Annotated in this window: 23 protein-coding genes; 4 read left to right on the top strand and 19 right to left on the bottom strand. The window is 45.1% G+C overall.

What is annotated here, in order from left to right:
- Nucleotides 1–3: 3 nt before the first annotated feature.
- The 4 genes from CL55_RS04115 to CL55_RS04100 form a co-directional block, all read right to left on the bottom strand.
- The gene (locus tag CL55_RS04115; protein WP_170216990.1) at nucleotides 4–1,020 is read right to left on the bottom strand and encodes an alpha/beta fold hydrolase; all 1,017 of its coding nucleotides are present in this window, start codon (nucleotides 1,018–1,020) and stop codon (nucleotides 4–6) included.
- A 158-nt stretch (nucleotides 1,021–1,178) separates the two neighbouring features.
- Nucleotides 1,179–2,930, bottom strand: a complete 1,752-nt coding sequence (locus CL55_RS04110) for an alkaline phosphatase (protein ID WP_082091890.1) — start codon at nucleotides 2,928–2,930, stop codon at nucleotides 1,179–1,181.
- 120 nt (nucleotides 2,931–3,050) lie between these two features.
- Nucleotides 3,051–3,548, bottom strand: a complete 498-nt coding sequence (locus tag CL55_RS04105) for an arsenate reductase ArsC (protein ID WP_046329987.1) — start codon at nucleotides 3,546–3,548, stop codon at nucleotides 3,051–3,053.
- A gap of 10 nt (nucleotides 3,549–3,558) precedes the next feature.
- The gene (locus tag CL55_RS04100; protein ID WP_046329986.1) at nucleotides 3,559–3,741 is read right to left on the bottom strand and encodes a hypothetical protein; all 183 of its coding nucleotides are present in this window, start codon (nucleotides 3,739–3,741) and stop codon (nucleotides 3,559–3,561) included.
- Nucleotides 3,742–3,898: 157 nt separating this feature from the next.
- Here CL55_RS04100 and CL55_RS04095 point away from each other — a divergent pair, with 157 nt between their 5' ends.
- The 3 genes from CL55_RS04095 (at nucleotide 3,899) to CL55_RS04085 (ending at nucleotide 6,357) form a co-directional block, all read left to right on the top strand.
- A complete protein-coding gene (locus CL55_RS04095) occupies nucleotides 3,899–4,729 on the top strand; it encodes a hypothetical protein (RefSeq protein ID WP_046329985.1) in 831 nt (276 codons plus the stop codon).
- Nucleotides 4,730–4,935: 206 nt separating this feature from the next.
- The gene (locus tag CL55_RS04090) at nucleotides 4,936–5,946 is read left to right on the top strand and encodes a CorA family divalent cation transporter (protein ID WP_046329984.1); all 1,011 of its coding nucleotides are present in this window, start codon (nucleotides 4,936–4,938) and stop codon (nucleotides 5,944–5,946) included.
- Nucleotides 5,947–6,132: 186 nt separating this feature from the next.
- Complete coding sequence (locus CL55_RS04085) at nucleotides 6,133–6,357, top strand: hypothetical protein (protein ID WP_156156263.1); 225 nt, start codon at nucleotides 6,133–6,135, stop codon at nucleotides 6,355–6,357.
- 15 nt (nucleotides 6,358–6,372) lie between these two features.
- On the opposite strand, the gene phoR is transcribed toward CL55_RS04085, so the two are convergent.
- From phoR to CL55_RS04030, 11 genes are all read right to left on the bottom strand, one after another.
- On the bottom strand, nucleotides 6,373–7,671 hold the full coding sequence (gene phoR / locus CL55_RS04080) for a phosphate regulon sensor histidine kinase PhoR (protein ID WP_046329982.1): 1,299 nt from the start codon (nucleotides 7,669–7,671) through the stop codon (nucleotides 6,373–6,375).
- Between the two features lie 62 nt (nucleotides 7,672–7,733).
- A complete protein-coding gene (gene phoB / locus CL55_RS04075; protein ID WP_046329981.1) occupies nucleotides 7,734–8,447 on the bottom strand; it encodes a phosphate regulon transcriptional regulator PhoB in 714 nt (237 codons plus the stop codon).
- A 21-nt stretch (nucleotides 8,448–8,468) separates the two neighbouring features.
- Entirely contained in the window at nucleotides 8,469–9,176 is a 708-nt protein-coding gene (gene phoU / locus CL55_RS04070) for a phosphate signaling complex protein PhoU (protein ID WP_046329980.1), read from the bottom strand.
- A 12-nt stretch (nucleotides 9,177–9,188) separates the two neighbouring features.
- The gene (gene pstB / locus CL55_RS04065) at nucleotides 9,189–9,980 is read right to left on the bottom strand and encodes a phosphate ABC transporter ATP-binding protein PstB (RefSeq protein ID WP_046331136.1); all 792 of its coding nucleotides are present in this window, start codon (nucleotides 9,978–9,980) and stop codon (nucleotides 9,189–9,191) included.
- Nucleotides 9,981–10,036: 56 nt separating this feature from the next.
- Nucleotides 10,037–10,903: a phosphate ABC transporter permease PstA gene (pstA, locus tag CL55_RS04060; RefSeq protein ID WP_046329979.1), complete on the bottom strand. Its 867-nt coding sequence runs from the start codon at nucleotides 10,901–10,903 to the stop codon at nucleotides 10,037–10,039.
- Complete coding sequence (gene pstC / locus CL55_RS04055; protein ID WP_046329978.1) at nucleotides 10,900–11,889, bottom strand: phosphate ABC transporter permease subunit PstC; 990 nt, start codon at nucleotides 11,887–11,889, stop codon at nucleotides 10,900–10,902. The genes pstA and pstC overlap by 4 nt, the downstream gene beginning before the upstream one ends.
- Nucleotides 11,890–11,975: 86 nt before the next feature.
- Nucleotides 11,976–12,998 (bottom strand): phosphate ABC transporter substrate-binding protein PstS, encoded by a 1,023-nt coding sequence (gene pstS, locus CL55_RS04050; protein WP_046329977.1) that lies wholly within the window; start codon nucleotides 12,996–12,998, stop codon nucleotides 11,976–11,978.
- Nucleotides 12,999–13,112: 114 nt separating this feature from the next.
- On the bottom strand, nucleotides 13,113–14,456 hold the full coding sequence (gene glmM, locus CL55_RS04045) for a phosphoglucosamine mutase (protein ID WP_046329976.1): 1,344 nt from the start codon (nucleotides 14,454–14,456) through the stop codon (nucleotides 13,113–13,115).
- Between the two features lie 40 nt (nucleotides 14,457–14,496).
- A complete protein-coding gene (folP, locus tag CL55_RS04040) occupies nucleotides 14,497–15,369 on the bottom strand; it encodes a dihydropteroate synthase (RefSeq protein ID WP_237150534.1) in 873 nt (290 codons plus the stop codon).
- Between the two features lie 4 nt (nucleotides 15,370–15,373).
- Nucleotides 15,374–17,251, bottom strand: coding sequence for an ATP-dependent zinc metalloprotease FtsH (gene ftsH / locus CL55_RS04035; RefSeq protein ID WP_046329974.1), 1,878 nt, complete (start codon nucleotides 17,249–17,251; stop codon nucleotides 15,374–15,376).
- Nucleotides 17,252–17,378: 127 nt separating this feature from the next.
- Complete coding sequence (locus CL55_RS04030; RefSeq protein WP_046329973.1) at nucleotides 17,379–18,053, bottom strand: RlmE family RNA methyltransferase; 675 nt, start codon at nucleotides 18,051–18,053, stop codon at nucleotides 17,379–17,381.
- A 137-nt stretch (nucleotides 18,054–18,190) separates the two neighbouring features.
- Here CL55_RS04030 and CL55_RS04025 point away from each other — a divergent pair, with 137 nt between their 5' ends.
- Nucleotides 18,191–18,817, top strand: coding sequence for a YhbY family RNA-binding protein (locus CL55_RS04025; RefSeq protein WP_046329972.1), 627 nt, complete (start codon nucleotides 18,191–18,193; stop codon nucleotides 18,815–18,817).
- Between the two features lie 79 nt (nucleotides 18,818–18,896).
- Here CL55_RS04025 and CL55_RS04020 read toward each other — a convergent pair whose 3' ends face one another.
- Genes CL55_RS04020 through carA form a run of 4 tightly spaced genes read right to left on the bottom strand, consistent with a single transcriptional unit; the run spans nucleotide 18,897 to nucleotide 24,352 of the window.
- Nucleotides 18,897–19,382, bottom strand: a complete 486-nt coding sequence (locus tag CL55_RS04020; RefSeq protein WP_046329971.1) for a DUF4149 domain-containing protein — start codon at nucleotides 19,380–19,382, stop codon at nucleotides 18,897–18,899.
- 17 nt (nucleotides 19,383–19,399) lie between these two features.
- Nucleotides 19,400–19,876 carry a transcription elongation factor GreA gene (gene greA, locus CL55_RS04015; protein WP_046329970.1) on the bottom strand — a complete coding sequence of 159 codons (477 nt, stop codon included), beginning with the start codon at nucleotides 19,874–19,876 and terminating at the stop codon, nucleotides 19,400–19,402.
- Between the two features lie 19 nt (nucleotides 19,877–19,895).
- Nucleotides 19,896–23,159, bottom strand: coding sequence for a carbamoyl-phosphate synthase large subunit (carB, locus tag CL55_RS04010; protein ID WP_046329969.1), 3,264 nt, complete (start codon nucleotides 23,157–23,159; stop codon nucleotides 19,896–19,898).
- Nucleotides 23,159–24,352: a glutamine-hydrolyzing carbamoyl-phosphate synthase small subunit gene (gene carA, locus CL55_RS04005; RefSeq protein WP_046331135.1), complete on the bottom strand. Its 1,194-nt coding sequence runs from the start codon at nucleotides 24,350–24,352 to the stop codon at nucleotides 23,159–23,161. Before carA ends, carB begins: the two co-directional genes overlap by 1 nt.
- Between the last annotated feature and the right edge of the window lie 42 nt (nucleotides 24,353–24,394).

The following is a 24,394-nucleotide window of genomic DNA, read 5'->3' as shown; positions in this document are numbered from 1 at the left end:
AGTTTATTTAAGCTTCATCTGCAGTTGGATGAACTCGCACACCTGGGGTGTAAATGGAACTGGATGCCCTGCATCCTCGATCTCCAAAGTAATTAACCCAGGTATTGCAGCCTTCGCTGAGCGTACACGTTGGCGAGTACATATCTTTGAGTCGGCGCCATAAATAAGCGCTACCTTACCTTTGTAGCCTTCCATAGCCTCATGAAAGTTCATCCCCCATACATCAGCTTTGTAACTTAAATCAAAGTGACCAGGCAATTGAACATCTGCGAATGCCCTCTCATCCACCCTCAAATCTTTTGCCAATTGTTTAACCTCTTTAAAACCAACTTCATTTTTCATGGATTTATATAAAGAATAGAGGGCAGTCCAATTCACAGTTAAGGCAATGTCATTCAGAATGATTTCGGAAATTCTTTTTCCTAGTGATTGCGTTAAGTACATGGCCAACACACCACCCATACTTGTACCCAAAAGAGTAAATTGGGTATTCGATGAATGATTAATCAAAAGTATCTTGATGAGGCTTTTGATATCTGACAGGTAGAGAGACATGGTGTAGTTTTGAGACAATGCAATGGACTCAGAATCTCCCCTTCCAGGAAAATCAACGCTGACTACTTTGCAATCTTCAAATCTTAAAAAATAGGTATGCAAAACGGTGAAGGAGTCTTTGGTCTCCAATAGGCCAGGCAAGCAAAGTAATATTTTCTCTGCATTTATATTCCCAGAAATGCTATACGCAAGCTTTCTGTTGCCACCCTCATCCGCAATATCAAAGTACCGCGTCTCAAGCGAAGTCAGGTCTATTTTTGACTTTAAAGGTACATTAGGCCTTATGAGCTCCTCTTTAGGCGGTAACTCAATGACATCTGAAGGTGTATGAGAGATATCCTGCGCGAACCCAAACCCATCCATGGTGGTGATTGGGGTGATCTGCTTGATCTCTTGAGCGAACCCCAGGACTTTAGAAACTGTCAGCCTTAAATCCACCAGTGAATCGTATAACTTTCTTTTCATTAAGACCAAGTCCATTCATAACAAGAGATTTCTTGTCAGCAATCATTGTGAACTACAAAGCCATCGAATGACAGCAATGAATTAATAAAGTAAAAACACGGTTAAATGGGGAGCCATCTGAAGTGAGCGGTCTTAGATGGCATTGCTCAATTTATTAACTAACGCTTGGTATAACCCAAGCCAAGAGTTTCAACCATGACCTTGAATACCTCAGTGTTGTCCATAAATCCGCGGAACTTTTCCGATCCAGGGCCCATAGCATTTAGCACTGCATCATCAGCCGTGTGAACACCCATCTCTTGGTGTAAAGGAAGATTGCCAGTCATATGAATAGCGTCTTCGTGTAGCTGGATATATTTGGGATTGGCAACATACTTGCCAGACGCATCTTTGACTGCTGGCTTAAATGTGCCATCGAGTTTTGGATGAAGCGTCTCATAGTGATCGGGATAGTTTCCATAAAAGAAGGCCAAACGCTTACTCACATCAATCTGACTTGGATATCCTGCCACATTGGCTTTAGGATAGTTTGGATAGCCAGCCTCTGCATATACGCCAACCTTGTCTCTTAGGGGTCCTGGCTTGGCGTCGTTCACAACACCACTGATTGAGCCACTATGAGTGTGGTCAGGGGTAACAATGATCAGAGTATCTGGGTTTTTCTTTGCAAAATCTTTTGCAATTTGTACGGCATTACTCAACATAATGGTGTCAAAAGCAGCTCTCTCCCAGTCTAGCGGATGATTAAACTTATCAATCAAAGCAGCTTCAACCATCAAGAAAAAGCCGTTAGGATTTTTGGATAAGACGTTGATAGCTGCTTGCGTCATCTCTGTTAAATCAGGCTGATCAGGATATTGCGCTACTGTATTTTTCTTTAAGAAAAAACGGTCTAAAGATCCATCCATATTATCTGGATGAAATACACCAAATAGCTTTTTAGTTTCCTTAGCATTGCCTGCTGCCAATAACTCTTGTTTGTTTAAGGCAATGGAGTATCCCGAAGTTTCAAATTGGGCTACAAGATTTTTATCATCCTTGCGCTTAGACCCTTTAGTAGACTGCGGGTAAAAGTAAGCAGAGCCTCCACCTAAAATGACCTCAGCCCCACTAGCAAATAGTTGATCAGCAATATAGGGCTTGTCTGCGCGTCTTCTGGTGTGAGCCACCATAGCACCTGGAGTCGCATCTTGTAATTCCGCATCCGAGACAATGCCAACCGACATTTTCGTTTTGCGCTTAATTAATTCAGAAATAGTTTCTACTTTAGGGTGAGATAAGTTATCTGTGGCTCGTGAAACATACACCCCCATGGCATTCACCGCAGTCTTGTGACCGGTTGTGTAAGCGCTCATCGAGTTTGCAGAATCGGTAATGAGGGAATCAGATCCGGACGTTCCAATGAGCGCCATATTAGGCATGTCATCAAATGACAGCTTACCTTGATATTTACCCTCATCAATACCTTTAGATAAAACACGAGCTGAAGTACGATTCGCAATCGTCATCCCATCACCAACAAAGAAGATGACATTCTTTACTTTTCGAGGACCACTTGCATAGACATCCCAGCTCACCTGAATACTCTCCTGACCACTCTTAGCAATGAGAGAGTATTGACCAGGCTTAGTAAGTTGAACATCTCGATAAATCAGAGAACTTCCTTTTCCTGATTCATTTGAAATAAATACTGGCTGTGATTTGATCTGCGCTTTGATGGGTGCATTATTAAGCTGAATATCTAAATCTTCAAATTTGTGCTCTTGATCAAATTCAATCTTGATATCAAATGATGAGCCTACAAGAATCGAAGCCTTATTAATGGGATATATAGCCGCAGCCTCAACCCAAATTGCCTGCAGAAGAAGAGTAATAAATAAAATTGGATAGGCAATTTTGGTTAAAGGCATACGTAATTTCTTATAGTGTGAGTGAGTTTTATGTTCGCCACTTTTAATGTCATTGTCGTGACATTAAAATATCGGCAATTCAAATTCCTACAATACAAATAATGCTGAGAGTCGCTTGAGTTAACTACTGTAATGAATGCTATGAAGTTGGTCTTGGATTTGCAGTCTATTCAAAGTTTCAATCGGCAAGTCAATCAGCAACTCAATTCGGTTCCGCAATCCCATCTCTACCCGCTTAAATGCCTGAGATATTTTTTCATCATCCCCAATTTTAGAATCAGCTGGATTAGGAAATCCCCAGTGGGCTGTTGAGGGATGCCCTGGCCAAATCGGGCACTCCTCAGCGATAGCAGTGTCACACAAGGTAATAATGAAATCCATCTTGGGAGCGCCTTCGCGACTAAACTCATCCCAACTTTTGCTTCTCAGAAGCTGAATGGGAAATCCCATGGACTTAGCCATCTCTAAAGCAATTTCGTGAACTGTGCCACTAGGCTTGGCGCCTGCAGAATATCCCGTAAAGCGACCATGACTTAGTGTAGTGGTCAGCGCCTCCGCAATAATCGATCGCGCAGAGTTTTCATTGCAAAGAAAGAGAACGTTGTATTTTTTTTCCATGGCTCAATCGCTAAATAAGTTCATCCAGATTTAAGGCGTACTTTTGATCAACCAGAAATATACTGGCGCGGCATTCAATTTTTTCATACTTTTCATTGAGAAATTCCTGCTTGATATTAATGCCATCTGGTACATGCGTATCAAGATTGCGCCGAAATATAGTAGATAGATTCATATCGCTGTTCGTATTCATGACGCCCCCTCTTAAGCAGTAGGATTAGATATTAAGAGGGAAATATTTCAGATTGATTGCAATCCTAGAGTCAATTCACCAAGGAATCAGCTCTTTTTTGACATCGATTTGTAATGCTTTGCAATTAAAATCAATCGCTTTTGGGCATTCTAGTTAAATGCGATCGATTGCCGTCCTCCTACTGCTGATTCCGCTTGTATGCCAGGCGTTTGAACCACTCAATACAGATGATGCCGGTACAGTACCTCAGGGTTTAAATCAGATTGAGCAGTATTTTTTTACTACGGCCTCACATGGTGGCGGATCTGCGAATACCGCAGATATTATTACTCCCGGAGAAGAATATTTTGGCGGGCAAGGGGCTAAGGCCTTCCCATTTACCTATACCCGAGGGCTTACAGACAATGTAGAGCTATCCTTGGGTAGCACCTACTTTGCAGCCCCAAGGGGCAGCTTCTCACCTTTATCTAATAAGGTAATCGCCATGAAATGGCGTTTTGCTGAAAATGATCAGTGGGGCTTGGCAGTTAAACCTAGCATTACGCTACCTGGATCCCCGCAGCAGCAGGTTGCTGGACTGGACCTCGCACTACCAAACTATGGGGTCAATCTGATTGCTTCACGATATTGGGATGTAGTAGAAGTTCACTTCAATGCAATGTATAGCAAGTCCCTATACAACACCAATTACAGCATTGGTGCTGGTATTACAGAAAATAGGACCAATATCTGGTTCTTCTCTATGGCACCCGTCTGGAGGGTAGCAGACAAGGTCAGGCTGGCAGTGGATTTGGGTTTGACGACTAATCCACCCAGCACCGAACAATATCTGAGCAACTACGCCTTAGTTGCGGCCATCATCTCGGCAAGCGATAGTGTGGATGTTGGCATCTCATATATGAGAAGCGCCGCAAATATGGGGATCATCGCAAGCAATACAGGCATCAATGCCTCTCGCTCAGAGATCGGGTTCACTTGGCGCTTTTAACTACCTAGACGATGTTGAGTATTCCGATTGCGATAGGCCACTCTAATTTCGTGCCAAATAATCAGTGCTTTAACAAAAAATCGCTTCATACAAACCTCCACAGAGTTAATTAATTTTAACTGTTTTATCTTATCGCCTGAGTATTTCAGACTGATGTCAAACACTTACAATGAGTAGATATTTTTTACTATCCTAGGAAATTCATCTTGACTTTAATTCCTACTCTTCCCTTCCCCATTAATGGAGTTGTTTTTGCTTGGGCAATGACAACGGATGGCAAGAATTATGAAATTCCCTTATTTGATATTGCAGATGCCTTAAATAATTCAGATTTATCAGTTTGGTTGCATCTCAATCTATCCAACTCTCAAGTACAGCGCTGGCTTAAAAACACTCCCCTCATCCCGGATCGGGTTGTGGAGATGATCGATGAGGGCGTAACTCGTAGTCGCTTAGAGAGAATTGAAAAGCTAGACGACTGCCTATTGATGGTGATGAATGATTTTGAACAAGAGTTTGGGGATGACCTGAGTAATGGTGACTTAGGCACCCTTTGGGCCATCCTTACCCCACGACTCATGATCTCCTTGAGAAATATCCCGCTGAGAACGACAGATCGCTTACGATCAGATTTACGGTCCGGCCTACTCAATCCGAGCTCCGCAATCGAACTTTTTCATGAGCTGATTGATTTACGCGCAGAATACTTGCGCACCCTCCTCAATAATTTATCTGAAACGATGGATGACTTGGAAGAACTTCTACTCAAAGGAAAAGAGCTTCCTGAGCATGAGTTTTTGGGTAGGATTCGAATCCAATGTAGCCGCCTGAGGCGTCAATTCTCTCCCGAACTGATTGCCTTACATCGCCTACAAAAACGCCTTCCTTACTGGTTCTCTGAGGACGATAAGCTCCGCCTAAATGACGATTTAGACTTACTCTCGTTCTTAGTGCAAGAGATTTCCAATCTATATGATCGCGCCAAAGTATTGCAGGATGAGCAAGCTGCTCACGTTGCAGAATTCAATGCAAGAAATCTGCAAGTTTTATCTGTGATGACCGTCATTTTCTTGCCGATGACACTGCTAACCGGCATTATGGGCATGAATATGGAGGACCTGCCAGGTCTTAAAGAATCTTTTTATTTCGTCATGGTTCTCATGGCAATTGCCGGTGCTACTGTATACACCGTCCTTAGGGTCAGAAAAATTATTTAATGCCGACCTACTAGATTACTCAACTAGGGGGCTGGAGGCCAGCGCCCTAGTATTGGACGGGGGGTATTCCCTGCCCAAATCTCCCCCCGATCCCGAATAAAAGCGCTTCCAGATGCGAAAAAAGCACTTTTGTCATATTACTTTGATAGCATGAATCAGTTCTTTTTACTTTTTACCCGGATACCCATGAGCGAATATAAATATGAAGATGCTGTAAAACAGCTACAAGAATCTGGTGCTATTGGCCTACAAGACTTTAAAAATCTATCTTATGAAGACTTAAATGAGCTATTTGAGGAAATCAAGGTTTGGTGCCTGTATGCCAATGGTAAGTTAGACAAGCTTCCTAAAGAGTCTAAGAAGAAAAAGGATAAGAAAGACAAGAAGGATAAGAAAGACAAGAAGGACTAAGTAATATACGTGCCTTTATTCTGAAATACGCTCCTTAGGAAATCGAAGAGTAAAGGTACTGCCCTGTCCGGGGGCGCTAGTAATAATGAGTTGGGCTTGATGGCGGTTGGCAATGTGCTTCACAATCGCCAATCCCAAACCAGTGCCTCCAGTATCTCTAGATCGGCTTCTATCCACGCGATAAAAGCGCTCAGTCAGCCTTGAAAGATGCTCGGATGCAATGCCCGGCCCCGTGTCGGCAACTGAAAACTCGCCTTCCCCACGTTCATTCACGCTCCATCTCACCTTAACTGAAGCAGTTTCTGGTGTATATCGAATAGCATTGGAAACCAGATTACCAAATGCAGAAAGAATCTCCCGCTCCTCTCCCATTAAGTTATTTGAATTTGAGATCTCAAAGCTAAGAATATGGTGGCCCCGTGAGAGAGCCTCTGCATCATTCTTTACAAGAGCCATCAGAGTAGTAATACTCATTTCTTGTAATGGGGCGGGTGAGGTGTTGGCCTCTAGGTTGGCCAGAGTTAGTAAGTCTTCCACCAAACTCTTCATTCGCTGAGCCTGAGACATCATCATGTCAAAATATTGGCTTTGCTGGGATCTATCTAGGTCAAGCGACTGCATAGTCTCTAAAAAACCCATCAAAACAGTAATTGGCGTTCTCATTTCATGTGAAACGTTAGCCACGAAATCACGCCGCATTGCATCAGCCTTCTGAAGATCAGTGACGTCCTGTACAAGCAAGAGATGTCGTTGATCACCGAATGGGAAAATTTGCAACATCAAACTCAGATTAGCGTTTGGCCCCATTCTCTCCATCAACAATGGATCCTCAAATTCCCTCTTATATAAATACTGGATAAATTCTGGGCGTCGTATCAGAAAATTAATCCTTTGGAGCGCATCACGCTTAAAACTCAAGCCAAAGAAGCGCTCAGCAATGGCATTACACCACTCAATATGATCTTCGCTATCGAGCATCACAATGCCATTGGGAGAGGCCTGAAAAGCCTCAATGAAACGATGGTGCTGTTTTTCGATAGAGAGTATTTGCTGCTTGAGATTGCGGACTAAACGCTGCAGGCGAAAAAAGATTTCCTCCCAATAGCCACTTGGCAAAGGCATGGATTCGACTGAGTCCGATAAGGTAAATTTTCTTAGACGAGCTAAATTGATGTAGGAATAAATCAGGGGAATTGATAGAACAGATATTGCAGCCGCAACACCCGAGAAGGAGCCTAAATTGGAGGATGCTATGTATGCCGCAAGAAAAGCCAGGCAAATCAGCACAATAAAACGAGAAATAACAGATAACATACGACAATCTTAGAGCATCTGCTCCATCAGACCCAAAACTCTAGCGTAAAGCTCGATTCTAATTAGGTCTGGGTCGGCATCTTGGTAATTCGGTAACCACTGCCACGCACTGTCTCTATATAGCGATCGCAGTCCGTAGGTGACAAGGCCGCCCTTAATCTCTTGATATGAACATCAACCGTTCGCTCCTCGATATAGACCTCATTGCCCCAGACTTTGTCGAGTAAATTTGTCCGGGAATGCACCCTTTCAGGATTGGACATCAAAAACTGCAACAAGCGGTATTCGGTAGGCCCCAAGGGAATAGATTGAGGCTCCATATTAGGCCAAACAGCAGTCACACGATGCGAAAGTGGATCCATTCTCAGAGGACCCACAGCCAAAGGTCCAGAGTCTTCTAATGGGGTTTGGCGACGTAGAATCGCTTTGACCCGCGCAACCAACTCTTTAGGTGAGAAAGGCTTGGTTACATAGTCATCTGCACCAGAATCCAAGCCCAAAACCTTATCGGACTCATCGCTCTTGGCCGTCAGCATCAGAATAGGTAAAGAGCGGGTACGCTCATTTGCACGCAGCTCTTTGGCAAACTGAACACCTGATTTACCAGGAAGCATCCAGTCTAAGATCAAAAGAGAGGGCAGCTGATCTCGCATCATATTCAGAGCAAGATCAGTCTGAAGCGCCCTTTCAACTTCATAGCCAGCGTGAGTCAGGTTGATTGCAATCAGCTCCGCAATCGAAGGCTCATCCTCAACAATCAATATTCGGTGAGTCATCTGAAATTCCGCTTTGATGAGTTACGGTTTATTTGCCTCGCGGACCAAATCCTCATGAGGGATATGACGCACATCAGAGCCTTTGGCAATATAAATAACGAATTCAGCAATGTTCTTTGCATGATCGCCAATACGCTCAATCGCCTTTGCAATAGTCAGCATATCCAGACCGGTTGAAATCGTATGAGGATCTTCCATCATGTATGAGATCAGCTTACGAACAAAGCCTCTAAACTCTTCATCAATTTGGCGATCTTCCTGAACTACTTCTGCAGCAGCAACTGTATCTAACCTTGCAAAAGCATCTAAGCTGCGACGCAAGAGAGAGATTGCCATCTGTCCAGATAAACGAATTTCGGCAACATTAATGTTGTGAGTGGCTCCAGCTTCGATTAAGCGCTTAGTTCTCTTAGCAACGCGCTCAGCCTCATCACCGGCACGCTCTAAATTGGTAATCGCTTTTGAAACAGCCATGACGAGACGGAGATCTCGAGCGGTAGGCTGACGACGAGCAATGAGTTCAGTACAGGCTAAATCAATCTGAATTTCTAAATCATTAACCAGCTTTTCGTTCTGGATGACAACATTGCACGTCTCAATATCCATTTGCGTAAATGCACGCATCGCTGTGGAAATTTGGGATTCAACGAGACCGCCCATTTCTAGCAAACGGCTTGAAAGCCCATTTAAATCGGCATCGAATTGTGACGAAAGGTGCTTATCTTGCATTTATTTCTCCAATTAACCGAAACGGCCGGTAATGTAATCTTCTGTTTCTTTACGCTTAGGCTTGATGAAGATTTCATCAGTCTTGCCGAACTCAATTAAGCTTCCTAGGTACATATAGGCAGTGTAATCCGATACACGCGCAGCTTGCTGCATATTATGAGTAACAATCGCAATCGTATACTCATGCTTCAGTTCATTAATTAACTCTTCAATCTTACCTGTAGAGATTGGATCCAAGGCAGAGGTTGGCTCATCTAGCAACATTACGGAAGGCTTAACAGCCACACCACGGGCAATACATAAACGCTGCTGCTGGCCACCGGAAAGAGATAAACCACTTTGGTTCAGCTTGTCTTTTGCTTCGTTCCACAAAGCAGCCTTATTTAAGGCCCACTCCACACGCTCATCCATTTCAGAGCGGGAAAGCTTTTCGTAAAGACGTACACCAAAAGCAATATTCTCATAAATCGACATTGGGAATGGAGTTGGCTTTTGGAAAACCATACCAATTCTTGAGCGTAGTAGGTTCACATCTTGATCTGGGGTCAAAATATTCTGGCCATAGAAATTAATCTCACCCTCGGCACGTTGACCTGGATACAGGCTATACATACGGTTCAAGGTTCTGAGCAATGTAGATTTGCCGCAACCAGAAGGGCCAATAAAGGCGGTTACTTTGCCCTCTTCAATATCCAAGTTTATATTTTGCAAACCCTGAAAGGATCCGTAGAAAAAGTTTAGATTACGCACTTCGATTGCATTCTTAACCGGAGTTTGTGCGTTTTGGCTTGTCGTTTCGTTCATTACTGTTCCTTGACCATCGATCTTGTTTAAGTCAAACATTGTTTTCATATTACTCATTACCCTTGGACCTTCTCGCGAAATAACACTCGAGCCAAAATATTAAAGCCCAATACAGCAAAAGTAATTAATAGTGCACCACCCCAAGCAAGCTCTACCCAGTTGTCGTATGGGCTCATTGCAAACTGGAAGATGACTACTGGCAAATTGGCCATTGGCGCATTCATATTGGTGGAGAAGAACTGATTATTTAGCGCAGTGAATAATAAAGGTGCTGTTTCACCACTCACCCGAGCTAAGGCCAATAAAATACCAGTCATCACACCGCTTTGCGCCGCTCTTAAGGAAATCTTAAAAGCCACTTTCCACTTCGGCGTACCCAAGGCATAAGCAGCCTCACGCAAGCTGCCAGGGACTAGGCGCAACATGTTCTCGGTAGTGCGAACAACTACTGGAACCGCAATCAAAGTTAAAGCAAGCGTACCGGCCCAGCCTGAGAAGTGACGTACTTGGGCAACTACGAGCGCATACACAAATAAACCAATCACAATGGATGGAGCGGATAACATGATGTCAGTAACAAAACGGGTTATCGCAGCTACCCTACTCCTATCCCCATATTCAGAAAGATATAAACCAGCCAGCACACCTATTGGCGTACTGATTAATGTACAACTGGCAACAATCATGAGACTTCCGAGAATCGCATTGGCCAAGCCACCACCTTCAGAACCTGGCGCTGGTGTGCTTTGAGTAAATAACGAGATATCGAGGGCAGCAAAGCCCTTAAATAACAACACACTCAAAATCCATAATAAAAAGATCATGCCAATGACCATGGCGCCCATAGACAGGGTTAGTCCAATCTTATTGGCACGCTTACGTTTCGCAAAAAGGGAGGAATCAATATTGGAAAAATTACTCATGTTTTTAAGCCCTGCTTCTTCTCCATATTGTTGAGCATCAATTTAGCCAATGCCAACACAATAAATGTGATGATGAAAAGCGCCAAACCTAAGGCGAATAAGGAAGATAAATGATTGCCCGCTTCAGCCTCGCCAAACTCATTAGCGAGTGTGGAAGCGATTGAAGTACCTGGCGAGAATAAGGATGGAGATAAGCGGTGTGCATTGCCAATAACAAAGGTGACCGCCATGGTTTCACCAAGCGCCCTGCCTAGACCCAACATCACACCGCCGATCACACCAGCCTTGGTGTAAGGCAGGACTACATTTTTAACCACTTCCCAAGTAGTACAGCCGATACCATAGGCAGACTCTTTGAGTACAGGTGGAACAATCTCAAATACATCGCGCATCACAGAAGCAATAAAAGGCAAAATCATCATTGCCAAAATCAAGCCGGCACTCAGGATGCCAATGCCGTTAAATGCACCTGAGAATAGAATGCCCAAACCAGGAATCTGACCGAGTGTTCCACCCAGGGCTGGCTGGATATATTCGGCGAATAAGGGTGCAAAAATAAACAAACCAAACATACCGTAAATAATGGAAGGTACAGCTGCTAGCAACTCCACCGCAGTTCCTAAAGGTCGACGAAGAGAGCTTGGACATAATTCGGTGAGGAAAACCGCAATACCAAAGCTCAGAGGAACGGCAATCAATAAAGCAATGATAGACGTGGCTAAGGTGCCATAGATCGCAATTAGACCGCCAAACTGACCCTGAACAACATCCCATTCTTCGCTAAAGAAAAAACCGATGCCGAAGGTACTCAAAGCGGGCCAAGCGTTCGTGATTAGCGAAATAATAATGCCGAGCAAGGTGATTAAGACAGTCAAAGCAAAGAATTGAGTAATTCCATGAAAAAGGAAATCCTGAATACGCTGTACCTTGGCAATGCTAAGCGCCTGTGGCGTCGGAGCTGAGTGAGACTGGGTCGATTCAATCATGATTATGCTTATTTAAATATTGAAACAGCCCCACTTTTGATGGGGCTGTTATTCAGTAATGATTAAGAAATCTTAATCATCCAAGCTTACTTAGTAACAACCTTAGAAAATACATTCTTACGAATGAAGTCAGTTGTTACATCAGGCATTGGCACGTAATCCAACTCTAAAGCCATATTCTTGCCTTCTTTAAATCCGAAGTCAAAGAACTTCATTACTTCGGCAGCATTTGCCTTGTTATCTGGGTTCTTGTACAAGAGGATGAAAGATGCACCAGTGATTGGCCATGACTTAGCACCAGAAGCATTGGTGATAAATGTGCCCATACCTGGGATCTTAGACCAATCAGTTCCAGCAGCAGCAGCAGCAAAGGTTGCATCATCAGGCTGCACATAATTGCCATCTTTGTTTTTCAAAGAAATGTGAGTCATTTTGTTTTTCTTGGCGTATGCATACTCAACGTAACCTACAGAATTCTTTACGCGAGAAACGTTTGCAGCAACACCTTCGTTACCTTTGCCACCAACAGATGAAGCAGCTGGCCATTTAACAGAAGCACCTGCACCAACTGCATCTTTCCAGAGGGTGCTAGTTTTCGCTAAGTAGTCAGTAAAAATCGCTGTTGTACCAGAACCGTCAGCACGGTGAACAACAGTGATTGGGCCAGAAGGAATCTTTACACCAGGGTTCATCAAAGCAATACGCTTGTCACCCCAGTCAGAAATAACGCCTTGGAAAATATCAGCTAATGTTGGGCCATCTAATTTGAGTTCGCCTGGCTTAACACCATCCACGTTCATCACTGGCACTACACCACCAATAATGGCTGGAAACTGAACCATGCCATCTTTTTCTAAATCTTCAAATTTCACTGGATTGTCGGTTGCACCGAAATCAACAGTCTTGGCTTTAATTTGCTTGATACCACCTGAAGAACCAATAGATTGGTAGTTCAAGTTAGAACCCGTTTTTGCTTTATAGGCTTCGGCCCATTTAGCGTAGATTGGGTATGGGAATGTTGCGCCTGCGCCGGTCATGTCCGCGGCAAATGCAACTGGGGCAAATGAAATTGCGCTAACAACTAACGCTTTTTTCAAAAATGAGTTCATGTAGGTAGGTCCTCAGAGAAATACGCAACATTGCGATGCTTGAACAATACGATGTGTGTATGTCTCTTTTATGACAAGAACTTTAATTGAAATTAATCCAATTAATTCAATGACTTATGATTTTGGTATGAGATCGGCAATACCCTTAGCTAAATTCATGGCTATATCGCCGTCCTGAGCCTCTACCATGACCCGCAGGACTGGCTCTGTACCCGAGGCGCGGATAAGTACCCTACCCGTGCCCTTGAGTTCGCTTTCGACCTGGCTTATCTGGGATTTGAGGACCTCATCGGACTTCCAATCATAGTCAGGCTTGAATTTGATATTTAAAAGCACTTGGGGGAAGATTGTTACGGAATCCAGGAGTTGAGCCAAGCTCTTCTTAGTCTGACTCATCGCTGCCAGCACCTGTAATGCAGCAATGATGCCATCACCCGTTGAATGTTGATCAAGGCAAAGTAAATGACCTGAACCTTCACCACCAATAATCCAGCCTTTTTGTTTAAGCAACTCTAAGACATAACGATCGCCTACATTCGCGCGCTCAAAGCCAATGCCTAAATCCTTAATAGCATTTTCCACGGCAAGGTTTGTCATTAAGGTACCAACGACCCCACCAATTATTTGGCCACGATCAATCCGGTCTTTGGCAAGAACGTAAAGCAGTTCATCGCCATTAAACAATCGGCCAGAGGCATCGACCATTTGCAAACGATCAGCATCACCATCTAAAGCAATACCGAGATCTGCTTTGCTTTCTTTAACCTTAGCAATTAATGCTGCAGGGGCTGTAGCACCAAAGCCGTCATTAATATTGCGGCCGTCGGGCTGAACACCAATCGAGATTACTTCAGCACCCAGCTCATGAAAGACATGAGGGGCAGTATGGTATGCGGCTCCGTGAGCACAATCGACAACCAACTTCATACCTTTGAGATTGAGCTCGCCAGGGAAAGTCGATTTACAAAATTCGATATAGCGACCAGCAGCATCATCAATACGAAATGCTTTGCCTAATTCTTTTGAGCTGACACAACCCATCGGTTTGGCGAGCTCAGCTTCAATAGCCAATTCAAACTCATCGCTTAACTTACCGCCTTGTGCGGAGAAGAATTTAATACCGTTATCTTGATAAGGATTGTGTGAAGCAGAAATGACTACGCCTGCAGATAAGCGCAATGCTTTAGTAAGGTAAGCAACCCCAGGAGTTGGCATTGGACCGCACAACATCACATCAACACCAGCAGCAGCAAAGCCAGCCTCTAAGGCAGCTTCTAATAAATAACCTGAGACACGCGTATCTTTACCAATCAGAACCTTGCAGCGCTCACCAGGCTTTGCTTGGCTACCCAGTACTTTGCCCGCAGCATAACCAAGGCGCGTGATGAACTCCGGAACAATCGGAAATTGTCCTACTTCACCGCGGATACCATCAGTACCAAAGTATTGTTTTTTCATGGGCTTGATTATAAAACTTGTGGGTATTTGACTAGCTAGCTTATTCCTGAATAGCTTCCCAGAGCTTCAAGGAGTCGACCGTCTCTTGAACGTCATGGACACGGATAATTTGAGCCCCCCGATCGGCAGCCAAAATGGCGGCTGCCACACTAGGCGCTACACGATCGTTAGTGTCACGACCCGTTAATTTACCCAACATGGATTTACGAGACATCCCCGCCAGCACCGAATAACCCAATTGCGAGAATTGATCAAATTCTGTCAGCATCTTGAGGTTGTGCTTCAGGCTCTTGCCAAAGCCAAAACCGGGATCGATAGCAATTCTATTTTTGGCAACACCTTGGCTCTCTAGTAATGCTGCACGCTCTTGCAAAAATGCTTTCACTTCAGCAATGACATCCTGATATTCGGGATCAAATTGCATGGTCTGTGGATCGCGCTGCATGTGCATGAAGATAATGCCACATTGCTTATTTGGATTTCGCTGATCGCTCTCGATGATGACCTCTACTGCACCCTCTTGTCGCAATGCCCAAATGTCATTAACACAATCAACTCCAGCCTGGAGAGCTTGACGCATAGTCTCGGCTTTATAGGTATCAATTGATAAGGCGACGCCACAATCTTTTAATGCCTCAACCACTGGCAAGACGCGATCCAATTCTTCTTGCAAAGAGACGGGTTCAGCACCAGGGCGAGTGGACTCACCGCCAATATCAATCATGTCTGCACCGTTGGCGATCATGCGCTCCGCTTGGGCAATAGCATCACTTGGAGTTCTGAACTTACCACCATCAGAAAAGGAATCTGGCGTGGCATTCAGAATGCCCATCACTAGTGGGCGCTGACGTTTGCTAAAGTCATAAAGAAAACGCCCGCAACACCATGTTGCGGGCAGAGTTTGCTTGCTCACTTTACTACGCAGTGGCTGGGGCAGCCCCGGCAGCAGGACCCGGCGTACCAGCAGAGTTACCAAACTGGGTTGCTGGTGGTGGCTTTGGAGCGCGTGGTGGGCGACCTTCCATGATGTCGGTAATCTGCTCAGCATCAATGGTTTCCCATTCAAGCAATGCAGTCACCATAGCCTCAACCTTGTCACGGTTTTGCTCAAGGATCGATCTTGCCAATGCGTACTGGCTATCCACCAATGCACGAATCTCTGCATCTACCTTTTGCTGAGTTAACTCAGAAACTGTCTTCGTACTATTGCGCCCAAAAATACTTTCAGACTCTGTATCAACGTAGACCATCGTCCCTAAGCTATCGCTCATGCCATAACGAGTCACCATATCACGCGCCATTTTGGTAGCACGCTCAAAGTCATTTGAAGCGCCTGTACTTGAGGAGTTCAAGAACACCTCTTCAGCAGCACGGCCACCAAACAAAATCGCCAACTCCTCCATCATGCGATCTTTATATAAGTTCACACGATCAAACTCAGGCAACTGCCAAGTAACACCCAAAGCCATGCCGCGCGGCATGATGGTGACCTTATGCACTGGATCAGCCTTAGGCAATACCTTGGCGACCACCGCATGACCAGACTCGTGATACGCCGTATTACGACGCTCTTCTTCGCGCATTACAGCTGATTTACGCTCAGGACCCATGTAGATCTTGTCTTTTGCATCCTCAAAGTCTTTCATATCCACAGCGCGCTTATTACGACGGGCTGCAAACAATGCTGACTCGTTTACTAGGTTTGCTAGATCGGCACCTGAGAAACCAGGGGTACCACGTGCCAATACTGCTGCATTGACGTCTGGATCAATTGGAACCTTACGCATATGCACTTGCAGAATTTGCTCGCGGCCACGAATATCTGGCAAGCCTACGTGTACTTGACGATCGAAACGACCTGGACGTAATAAGGCTTTGTCCAAAACATCGGAACGGTTAGTCGCAGCAACCACGATCACACCGCTATTACTTTCAAAACCATCCATCTCGACCAGCATCTGGTTGAGAGTTTGCTCACGCTCATCATTACCGCCGCCCATACCAGAGCCACGATGACGACCAACAGCATCAATCTCATCAATAAAGATGATGCAAGGCGAATTCTTCTTGGCGTTTTCAAACATATCGCGCACACGTGATGCACCGACACCAACAAACATTTCGACAAAGTCTGAACCAGAGATCGCAAAAAATGGCACCTTCGCTTCACCTGCAATCGCACGAGCCAGCAAAGTCTTACCAGTACCCGGAGGGCCTACTAGCAATACGCCATGCGGAATATGGCCACCCAGCTTTTGAAACTTTTGTGGGTCTTTTAAGAAATCGACAATCTCAAAGACTTCTTCTTTTGCTTCATCGCAACCTGCAACATCAGCAAAGGTCACAGTATTACTGTTCTCATCAACGAGACGTGCTTTCGATTTTCCGAAAGAGAATGCTCCACCCTTACCGCCACCTTGCATCTGACGCATCATGAAGAACCAGAAACCAATGATCAATAAAGTAGGTCCGAGGTAATACAAAGCCGAGACCAACATATTCGGTTCGTCATCTGCTTTACCAGTAACCTGGACACCAAACTTCATCAAGTCGCCAACCATCCAAATATCCCCTGGGGAGATGATGGAGTATTTAATGCCGTCATTTGGAGTCACCTGCAATGTGCGACCTTGCACATCCACTCTCTTAACTTTGCCTGCTTTGGCATCGTCCATGAATTGAGAATACGTGACCTGATTCTGATCTTTAGGCTTGTCGAACTGTTTAAAAACAGTAAACAAGACCAAACCCACAATGAGCCACACGCCGATTTTTTGCAACATATTGCTATTCAAAAGGAGACCTTTGCCGGATTAATCCGGGAGTTAAAGCGGATTGCTATACCTAAGTATTTGATTCTACTACTAGGCTTTTTCAATAGCGAAGAGCTAGTTTATTTTATAAACCCCTCATTTTGGGGGGTTATTTGGGTGCCTTAAGGTCTCGGCCTAATAAAAAGATTTCCGAGGACTTAGCTCTAGAGGCTTTTGGCTTTCTGGAAGCCACTGTTTTAAAGACCTTTTTAAAGGATTCCACAATCTGACTATAGCCGCTGCCGTTAAAGCACTTAATCAATAGAGCCCCGTCAGACCTCAGGTGCTGGACTGAAAAATCCAAGGCAATCTCAGCCAAAAAAGCCATTCGGGCCGCATCTGCCACCCCCACACCCGATAAATTGGGGGCCATATCGGACATCACAAAATCGACTTTTCCATCTGCATTCGCCGGTAAAAGTGCCTCTAAGGCCTTTAAACCCTCATCTTCCCGGAAATCCCCCTGAATAAAGGACACATCGGCAATATCCTCCATCGGCAGAATATCAATCGCAATAATGATTCCGTCTGGCTTACCAGACTCAATATTGGGATTATTTTTACCGAGCTCAGTCAGGCGATTACGAGCGTACTGAGACCAGCTCCCAGGAGCGCTCCCCAGATCCACAATCGTCATACCCGCTTTAATCAGTCGATCCTGCTCATCTATTTCGCTCAACTTATAGACAGCTCGTGCGCGATAACCCTCTTTTTGGGCCATCTTCACGTACGGATCATTGAGATGATCCTGCAACCAACTTTTATTAAATTTATTCTTTGCCACAACTTACCCACTTTCGTCGATCATTTTCCTTGTTTATGCTCTACAAGGCAAAAGGAATCGACTCGAAACATCTTAATAACGACTCAAATAAGGCCGAAAACCCTGTTTTATAGCCCTAATGCTCTATCATCGAGCCCATGACAGTACTTACTATTACCCCCGCACAACGTAAATCCCTTAAAGCCGACGCTCATGGTCTCAGCCCAGTCGTCATGATTGGTGGCGATGGCCTTACCCCTGCGGTCATTAAAGAGGCTAAATCAGCTATCTCTCATCACGGCTTGATCAAAGTTCGTGTTTTTGGTGATGATCGTGAAGCACGAATCGCCATCTATGAAGAGCTCTGCGACAAGCTGGGTGCTGCACCCGTTCAGCACATTGGTAAATTACTAGTGGTTTGGAAGCCGATTGATGTTGTCGATGCAGCACTCATCAATTTGAGTCGTTCTAGTAAGCAAACTAAAAAAACATTACAAGCGCCCCGCACTAAGCGCCAACCAAATCGCGTGGTGGCGAAAGCTGGTGTTCGTACTAGCACTTCAGAGAGATCAGATCGACGCTCAGCAGCTAGTAAATCTCCTTTTGAAAGAGTGGCTGCGGTCAAAAATGCTGCCCCTAAAAAACGGGTTCTACGTGCAGATGCTGCTGAATCTAAAATTGGTTGGTCATCACCGGGTTACCGCAAAGCGGTTGCAGCGCCTGCGCCCATTAAGAAACGCAAGGTACGCATGAGTAGTAATAAGAAGAAATCATTGGGATCTTGATCTCTAGACTATTAAAAAGTACTGAGTTAAAAAAAACGTCGCTAGTCGGCGTTTTTTATTGCCTTTCTTTTGGCTTACTCTATCTCTTAGTCAGTCGCCAAACTAAAAAGATTCCCAAAATGCTCTGGAGCATAAAAAGAATGCTAGAGACGCCATGCAGTCTCCCAAACAAAGTAGCTGAAGGAGAAAGCATTACTGGCATGCCTTGCATTAGGGCATCATCTCTCAAAGTGTTCATCCAGGGAATCAAGATAAAGCTAGCTGCGATTGCACACAGCAACATTGCCAACAAGAGCCAACGAATAAACTTAAATTGACTAAGGCCACGATTCACTAGGAGATTAGCTAAGACCATCAGGCCGATGCACACAATCAAGCTAAGATAAGCTTCTAATTTAAAGACGCTACCAGCAACCATTCCAGCAGCTTGGCGATCGGTCATCGTACTGAAAATGGCTGGAGCAACTAAATAACCTACCGCGAGTATGCTACCAACCCACAAACCTGCAATCAAAATAAATAGTCTTTGAGCTACAGGGTGATCTGGAGCCTCTAAAGTCTGCATCTAGATTCTGGCTTGTATTAGATGTAACGGACCGCAAGAATTTCTACCTCGCGATTGCCACCAGGAGCCTGAACCGCAACCACATCGCCCTCTTCCTTGCTAATCAAAGCACGAGCAATGGGCGAGCTAATGGAGATCTTATTTACTGCGATATCAGCCTCATCGTCACCGACGATTTGATAAGTGAGCTTCGTGCCATCTTCTAAGTCTTCAAGATCAACAGTGGCACCGAATACGATGCGACCGTTTACGTCCAGACTAGCCGGATCAATGATCTGTGCAGCCGATAGCTTTCCTTCAAGCTCCTGAATACGACCTTCAATAAAGCCTTGCTTTTCTTTAGCAGCGTCGTACTCTGCATTCTCAGAAAGGTCGCCTTGTGCACGTGCTTCAGAGATTGCATTAATTACAGATGGACGCTCTACATGCTTTAAGCGATACAATTCTTCTTTGAGAAGCTCTGCGCCACGCTTGGTAATAGGGATTGTGTTCATGCTGCTTACCTCACTGAATTTAATTGAGAGTCTTGTGTAGATTTTGCAATGAATATACCTCTAGAGACCCTTTGTTGCCATTTTGCGATGTCATCAAGCCATCCATTACCGCACGTGCTGCACTAATCGTGGTGTAGTAAGTCACATTATTAGCTTGAGCGCTAGTACGAATGGAGCGTGAATCTGCAATTGCAGTGCGGGTCTCATCCACTGTAGTAAATACTAGAGATATCTCACCATTCTTAATCAAGTCAACAATATGTGGGCGACCATCCTTAACCTTGTTTACTACACGTACCGGTAAGCCAACTGCCTCAATTGCTGCGGCAGTACCTTTAGTGGCAACCATAGGGAATCCCAATTGATGCAACAGTTTAGCAACTTCAACTGCCTTTGGCTTATCGCTATCTTTTACCGTCAAGAGCACGGTACCACTCTTAGGCAACTTAATTCCTGCGCCTAATTGGGATTTGAAAAGCGCTTCACCAAAAGTCTTACCAACACCCATCACCTCGCCGGTAGAGCGCATCTCTGGACCTAGGATCGGATCAATGCCTGGGAACTTATTGAATGGAAATACAGCTTCTTTTACTGAGAAGTAAGCTGGCTTCACTTCATTCAAAATACCCTGCTGTTTTAGAGTTTGACCCACCATACAGCGCGCTGCAATCTTCGCTAACTGCAAACCAGTCGCTTTTGATACAAACGGAACGGTACGAGAGGCACGCGGGTTCACCTCAAGTACGTAGATGACATCCTTACCATCGACGTGCTGAATCGCAAACTGCACGTTCATCAAACCAACGACGTTCAAACCTTTAGCCATTGCTGCAGTTTGACGTTTGATTTCTGTAATCGTTTCGTCAGATAAGGAATATGGTGGCAAAGAACAGGCAGAGTCACCTGAGTGCACACCAGCTTGCTCAATGTGCTCCATCACGCCACCGATAAATACCTGCTCACCGTCACTAATGCAGTCCACATCACACTCGATCGCATCATTCAAAAAGCGATCCAGCAATACTGGTGAGTCATGAGACACTTTGACCGCTTCACGCATATAGCGCTCAAGATCACGGCCGTCATGAACGATTTCCATTGCACGGCCACCTAAGACGTAAGAAGGACGCACCACCAATGGGTAACCAATTTCTTCAGCCAGTTTGAGAGCTTCATCTTCAGCACGAGCAGTACGGTTAGGCGGCTGACGCAAATTCAACTCATGCAATAGCTTCTGGAAACGCTCGCGATCTTCTGCTGCATCAATCATGTCTGGTGATGTACCAATAATTGGCACCCCATTAGCCTCGAGATCCAAAGCCAACTTCAAGGGAGTCTGGCCGCCATACTGAACGATGACGCCTTTTGGCTTTTCAATTGCCACGATCTCTAGAACATCTTCTAGAGTCAAAGGCTCGAAGTACAAGCGATCAGAAGTATCGTAGTCAGTAGAAACTGTTTCTGGGTTGCAGTTCACCATGATGGTTTCATAACCATCTTCGCGCATTGCCAAGGCTGCATGAACGCAGCAATAGTCAAACTCAATACCTTGACCGATACGGTTAGGACCGCCGCCCAAAACCATGATCTTGTCTTTAATACTTGGCTGAGATTCGCACTCACCATGCTCAGCTTCGTAAGTGGAATACAGATAAGCCGTATTCGTAGAGAACTCCGCGGCACAGGTATCTACTCGTTTATAGACCGGCACCACTTTGAGACGATGACGTGCAGCACGAACAGAAGAGGCGTCTACATTTAATAATTTTGCTAAGCGACGATCTGAGAAACCTTTTTGCTTAATAAAACGCAACTCTGGTGCTGATAAGCTATCGAGCTTACGCTGCTTTAGCTCAGTCTCCATAGTGATGAGTTCTTCGATTTGTTCCAAGAACCAAGGGTCCACCTTAGTCTCGTTGTAAACCTCATCCAAGCCCATGCCCATACGGAACGCGTCCGCCAGATACCAAATCCGGTCTGGTCCTGGCTCACCGATTTCTTGAATGATGTCATCTAAGTCTGTAGAAACTTCATCGAGACCATCAACACCAACCTCTAAACCGCGCAATGCTTTTTGGAAAGATTCTTGGAATGTACGACCAATGGCCATCACTTCACCTACGGACTTCATCTGCGTGGTTAAACGAGAATCTGCTTGTGGAAATTTCTCAAACGCAAAACGGGGAATCTTCGTAACTACGTAATCGATTGATGGCTCAAAGGATGCTGGCGTAGCGCCACCGGTGATGTCATTCTTCAACTCATCTAAGGTGTAACCCACTGCCAGCTTCGCAGCTATCTTGGCAATCGGGAAACCGGTTGCTTTAGACGCCAAGGCAGATGAACGTGACACACGTGGGTTCATCTCAATGACGATCATGCGACCATCAACTGGATTAATCGAGAACTGCACGTTTGAACCACCAGTATCCACACCAATCTCACGCAAGACCGCAATCGAAGCATTGCGCAAAATTTGATACTCTTTATCTGTCAAGGTTTGCGCAGGGGCAACGGTGATCGAGTCGCCGGTATGCACACCCATCGGGTCTAAGTTTTCGATTGAGCAAACGATGATGCAGTTATCAGCGCGGTCACGCACTACTTCCATCTCGAACTCTTTCCAACCCAAGAGAGACTCTTCAATGAGGAGTTCTCGGGTTGGCGATAAATCTAAACCGCGTTTACAAATCTCTTCAAACTCTTCACGGTTGTAAGCAATACCACCGCCTGATCCACCCATCGTAAATGAGGGACGGATGACTACCGGAAAGCCTAAACTGTCAGTCTCTTTCTGAATGCGTTGCTGCACTTCATGCGCTTCATCCATAGAGTGTGCAATGCCAGACTTCGCAGAGCCCAGACCAATCTTGGTCATTGCATCTTTAAACTTTTGACGGTCTTCTGCTTTGTCAATTGCTTCTGGTGAAGCGCCAATCAATTCGCAACCGTATTTCTCAAGGACGCCATGGCGATGTAAATCGAGTGCACAGTTCAAGGCAGTTTGACCACCCATCGTTGGCAAAATAGCATCAGGTTTCTCAGTCGCAATAATGCGCTCGACCACTTCCCAAGTAATCGGCTCGATATAAGTCACATCGGCCATCTCTGGGTCAGTCATGATGGTGGCAGGATTACTGTTTACCAGAATGACTTTGTAACCTTCATCACGCAAAGCTTTACAAGCTTGTGCACCAGAATAGTCAAACTCACAAGCCTGTCCAATCACTATTGGACCAGCGCCAATAATCAGGATGCTCTTAATGTCGCTACGCTTAGGCATTATTTGCCCCCCTTATTACTAACAGCGGCAGCATTCATGAGCTCCACAAAACGATCAAATAAATAAGCAATATCGTGAGGACCCGGTGAGGCCTCAGGATGGCCTTGAAAACACAAAGCAGGCTTGTCTTTCCAAGCTAGACCTTGCAGTGAACCATCAAATAAAGACACATGCGTCACACGAATGTTGTCAGGCAAAGTATTTGCATCAACTGCAAAACCATGATTCTGAGAAGTAATTGCTACGCGCCCAGTATCCAAATCCTTTACAGGGTGATTCGCACCATGGTGGCCAAATTTCATCTTCAAGGTTTTAGCGCCAGCAGCCAAGCCCATAATTTGGTGGCCCAAGCAAATACCGAATGTTGGAACACCCTTTTCAATAATTTCTTTTGCAGCAGCAATCGCATAATCACAAGGGCCGGGGTCTCCAGGGCCATTTGAGAAGAACACACCATCTGGGTTCATTGCCAAGACTTCGGCGGCGCTAGTTTGGGCAGGAACGATGGTTAGCTCGCAGCCACGCTCAGTAAGCATGCGCAAAATATTGCGCTTCACACCAAAATCATAGGCAACTACTTTTTTGATTGGCTTACGAGTATCTAAAGATCGATATGCAGGTTTGCCGTCAGGACCATGCAGATCCCACTCAGCTTCGCGCCATTGATATAGGGATTTTGTTGTCACGACTTTGGCTAGATCTAGACCAGCCATGCCTGGAAAAGCTTTAGCTAGCTCCAAGGCTTTCTTACCAAGAACCTCTGCGTCATCACCCATCTTGCCAGCAACAATGGCGCCAGACTGAGCGCCCTTATCGCGTAGGATGCGAGTGAGCTTACGGGTATCAATACCGGAAATACCAACTACCCCCGCCTTGATGAGGTAGCTATCCAGAGTTTCTTCAGAGCGGAAATTCGAGACACGCTTAGAAAGGTCTTTGACAACTAAGCCAGCCGCATGAATCTGATCTGACTCAGCATCTTGACCGTTTACCCCAACGTTTCCGATATGTGGGTAAGTCAAGGTAACAATTTGGCGCGAGTAACTAGGATCAGTAATGATCTCTTGATAACCAGTAAGTGCAGTATTGAAAACAACTTCGCCGGTAGTTTCGCCAGGGCAACCAATACTAAGGCCGGGAAATAGAGTGCCGTCGGCTAAGGCCAACACGGCGGGAGGAAAAGAAGGAAGCAAGGGTGACAAACCATCTCCAGTCCCTGCTCCATCCGACGCTCA

The organism is Polynucleobacter duraquae, assembly GCF_000973625.1.
Lineage (GTDB): Bacteria > Pseudomonadota > Gammaproteobacteria > Burkholderiales > Burkholderiaceae > Polynucleobacter > Polynucleobacter duraquae.
The sequence above is the reverse complement of the archived record's forward strand: the minus strand, read 5'-3'. Positions and strand labels throughout refer to the sequence as shown.

Bases quoted from the DNA above. Each gene is read 5' to 3' on its own strand.
- CL55_RS04115 (WP_170216990.1), bottom strand. From the start codon at position 1,020: ATGAAAAGAAAGTTATACGATTCACTGGTGGATTTAAGGCTGACAGTT.
- CL55_RS04110 (WP_082091890.1), bottom strand. From the start codon at position 2,930: ATGCCTTTAACCAAAATTGCCTATCCAATTTTATTTATTACTCTTCTT.
- CL55_RS04105 (WP_046329987.1), bottom strand. From the start codon at position 3,548: ATGGAAAAAAAATACAACGTTCTCTTTCTTTGCAATGAAAACTCTGCG.
- CL55_RS04100 (WP_046329986.1), bottom strand. From the start codon at position 3,741: ATGAATACGAACAGCGATATGAATCTATCTACTATATTTCGGCGCAAT.
- CL55_RS04095 (WP_046329985.1), top strand. From the start codon at position 3,899: ATGCGATCGATTGCCGTCCTCCTACTGCTGATTCCGCTTGTATGCCAG.
- CL55_RS04085 (WP_156156263.1), top strand. From the start codon at position 6,133: ATGAGCGAATATAAATATGAAGATGCTGTAAAACAGCTACAAGAATCT.
- phoR (WP_046329982.1), bottom strand. From the start codon at position 7,671: ATGTTATCTGTTATTTCTCGTTTTATTGTGCTGATTTGCCTGGCTTTT.
- phoB (WP_046329981.1), bottom strand. From the start codon at position 8,447: ATGACTCACCGAATATTGATTGTTGAGGATGAGCCTTCGATTGCGGAG.
- phoU (WP_046329980.1), bottom strand. From the start codon at position 9,176: ATGCAAGATAAGCACCTTTCGTCACAATTCGATGCCGATTTAAATGGG.
- pstB (WP_046331136.1), bottom strand. From the start codon at position 9,980: ATGAACGAAACGACAAGCCAAAACGCACAAACTCCGGTTAAGAATGCA.
- pstA (WP_046329979.1), bottom strand. From the start codon at position 10,903: ATGAGTAATTTTTCCAATATTGATTCCTCCCTTTTTGCGAAACGTAAG.
- pstC (WP_046329978.1), bottom strand. From the start codon at position 11,889: ATGATTGAATCGACCCAGTCTCACTCAGCTCCGACGCCACAGGCGCTT.
- pstS (WP_046329977.1), bottom strand. From the start codon at position 12,998: ATGAACTCATTTTTGAAAAAAGCGTTAGTTGTTAGCGCAATTTCATTT.
- glmM (WP_046329976.1), bottom strand. From the start codon at position 14,456: ATGAAAAAACAATACTTTGGTACTGATGGTATCCGCGGTGAAGTAGGA.
- CL55_RS04025 (WP_046329972.1), top strand. From the start codon at position 18,191: ATGACAGTACTTACTATTACCCCCGCACAACGTAAATCCCTTAAAGCC.
- CL55_RS04020 (WP_046329971.1), bottom strand. From the start codon at position 19,382: ATGCAGACTTTAGAGGCTCCAGATCACCCTGTAGCTCAAAGACTATTT.
- greA (WP_046329970.1), bottom strand. From the start codon at position 19,876: ATGAACACAATCCCTATTACCAAGCGTGGCGCAGAGCTTCTCAAAGAA.
- carB (WP_046329969.1), bottom strand. From the start codon at position 23,159: ATGCCTAAGCGTAGCGACATTAAGAGCATCCTGATTATTGGCGCTGGT.